The organism is Candidatus Chloroploca sp. Khr17 (genome assembly GCF_004138165.1).
Classification (GTDB): Bacteria; Chloroflexota; Chloroflexia; order Chloroflexales; family Chloroflexaceae; genus Chloroploca.
Window position 1 is genome coordinate 1 of sequence record NZ_RYFF01000091.1, and the last position, 1956, is coordinate 1956.

Annotated in this window: 1 protein-coding gene and 1 pseudogene; one reads left to right on the forward strand and one right to left on the reverse strand. The window is 61.4% G+C overall.

Annotated elements, in window-relative coordinates; genetic code table 11:
* Positions 1-519 (reverse strand): tetratricopeptide repeat protein (locus tag EKD05_RS24220; protein WP_165360947.1); only part of this gene is annotated, 519 nt, incomplete at its 3' end.
* A gap of 97 nt (positions 520-616) precedes the next feature.
* On the opposite strand from EKD05_RS24220, the pseudogene EKD05_RS26130 reads away from it, so the two are divergent.
* Positions 617-1956, forward strand: a pseudogene (locus EKD05_RS26130) (hypothetical protein); the annotation flags it as partial.

Genomic DNA, 1956 nt, shown 5'->3' on the forward strand with positions numbered 1-1956 from the left:
CGTGAGGCAACGATGCTTGTCAAGGTTACATCTAACGTGAGGCAATGCGGGCGGCAAATCTAGTTGACATTTAACACCGCGCGCCACATGGCGGTGCTCAGCGCCCAGCAATCGGCGGTGGATCGCTAGGGCCTCTGCTAGCATCCGGCGTGCATCCGCGAAAGCGCCGGTCTCCAACGCCAGCATGCCGACATTGCTCAGCGTACACGCCGTGATCGGATGCTCGCGCCCGATGGCGGTGTCGAAGAGGCAGAGCGTCGCCTCGAGCTCGACCATGGCCTGCGCAAGGCGACCCTGGGAGTGGTAGACCCGCCCGATATGATTGCGCGTGACGCCGATCGCAAAAAATACGGTGTTTACCGGTTGACAAATGAAACGTGACCATGCGAAAATGGACGAACCCTGAACAAAAAACAGCTTACATCTCACCACCACCAGGGCAACGATAGTTCGCCCTGTTTTTTGTGTCATTGCGCACAAAGAAATGTCTATGCGGCAAGCCAATTCACTTTGGCGCATACAGGATCGTTCTCGCATCATTCATAGCAGATCGAATAACGTCCCTTTGCCCGATTTCCGTTGCCCCTTGCGGAGCAATCACGTGTAGGAAACCCATATGCGTGCCAACCATCGTCGAGCAAGCCAGAATGCGCCCTGGCGCAGACTGCTCACCCATCTGCTCGTGCTCGCGCTCCTCCTCGCGCTCTTCCCTCCCATCGTTCCCGTCACCGCGACGGCAGCGGCTGCACCAACGACGGCCAGTTCATCGTTCCAACGAAGTTCGGATGAGACGGCAGCGATAGCCCCCATCTTGGCAGCCCCGGGTGTGCGGCTCGACCGGCCAGGGATATCCGTTCAGCACGCTTTGGCGAGTGCCTCAACCTATGTTCAGCGGATCACCGCATCTGGCTTTGAGCCTGCTGAGCTTACCTTGGCTGAAGGCGATACGGTTGTCTGGCACAACGACACTGATACCACGGTGGTGCTGGACATTGAACAGATGTATCAGGTCTTTCTTCCGCTCATCAGCCAGCGCGGACAAGCGCAGACGGCAAGTCTGGCGCGTAGCACACCAGCGCAAGCCCAACCTCCCCACATACCCGGAGTGAACCTGCCACCAGGGGGGACATTCACGCAGGTCTTCGCATCAATTGGCACCTTCCGGCTCTCACTGGCGAATGCTCGCCACATCATCGGGCGTATTGTGGTTTTGCGATCCTTTCTTCAACCAAGTCCGACGGCCACGGCGACGCCTTCTCCAACCGCTACGCCGACGAATACGCTGATCGCTACGGCTCCTTCGACGAGCACGCCCACGGCCACCGCAACGCCCACCAACACATCGACCAGCACGGCTATCCCACCGACGGCGACCAATACCGCAACCCCGACGGCGGAAGCCCCCAGCGCGACCAGCACGCCAACCGCGACAGCAACCGCGACCAGCACGCCGACCGCGCCAGCGACCCCAACCAGCACGCCGACTGGCACCGCCACCCCGAGCTCCACACCCACCCACACCCCCACGAACACCCCGACGGCAGAGGCATCAACCGCGACCAGCACGCCGACCGCGACAGCGACCCCGACCAGCACGCCCACCCACACCCCAACCGCGACGAGCACCCCGACTCCGCCGCCAGACGCCTGCCCTGATCCAATGACCGCGCCTTCAACGATCGCCGCGAACACGACCTGGCTCGGTGGCTGCGTCTACGTGATCAATGGCACCACGATCAACGCCGGTGCCACGCTGACGATTGAGGCCGGGGCAGTCGTGAAGTTCGCTGCAGGAAGCTCACTGAGTGTTTCGGGTGCCTTGGTAGTTGTGGGCACTGCCGCTGCACCCGTCTACTTCACCTCGATTCGGGATGATAGTGTGGGCGGGGACACGAATGGGGATGGGAGCGCGAGCACTCCCGCCCGTCGTGACTGGGACCGCCTGTTTATCCATAC